At 46.2% G+C, this 731-nt stretch carries 1 protein-coding gene; it reads left to right on the top strand.

Translation table 11 applies throughout. The features are described 5' to 3' along the window. Nucleotides 1–215 precede the first annotated feature (215 nt). Nucleotides 216–731: alkaline phosphatase (locus R8N47_RS24985; RefSeq protein WP_318186080.1), on the top strand; the 516-nt coding region annotated here is incomplete at its 3' end.

The following is a 731-nucleotide window of genomic DNA, read 5'->3' as shown; positions in this document are numbered from 1 at the left end:
TCTTATGAAGGCGCTAAATGCATGACTTTAGTCCATGCTTTCAACTCCTAAGCGTAATCCAAGCCCACTTCTGTGGGCTTTTTTATACCCCAACATCTGCGACCGAGTTGGCTAGCAACCCAAAATGACAATGCCGTGAATCTTTTATTACCGCCACAAAAGCGTCATAAACCGCTGCTTTAATTTCTGCGCTTTCAATAAACAAGGAAAATATAATGAAGCGTTTAGTTTCTCCGATTATTACTGCAGTGGCTGCATCTACACTTTCATTCAATGCGCTATCCGCTGAAATCAAAAACGTTATTCTGATGATTGGTGATGGTATGGGTCCTCAGCAAGTCGGCTTGCTAGAAACCTACGCGAACCACGCACCAAACTCGATTTACAAAGGCCAAACCACCGCGCTCTACAAGTTAGCGCAAGAAGGTGTGATTGGCTCATCTTTAACGAACCCAGAAGATGCAATCGTTGTCGACTCTGCATGTTCGGCAACAATGCTCGCAACAGGTATCCCAACCGCATCAGAAGTGATTGGTATTGACAGCCAAGGCAATCACGTTGAGACCATTTTGGAAAAAGCCAAAAGCAAAGGCAAAGCAACGGGTCTTGTTTCAGATACGCGCATGACGCACGCAACACCAGCCGCGTTTGCTGCGCATCAACCTCATCGCTCGGTAGAAAACAACATCGCTTCCGCTATGCTAGAAAGCGGTGTCGACGTGTTGTTATCC

This window comes from Vibrio sp. 2132-1 (assembly GCF_033344315.1).
The sequence above is the reverse complement of the archived record's forward strand: the minus strand, read 5'-3'. Positions and strand labels throughout refer to the sequence as shown.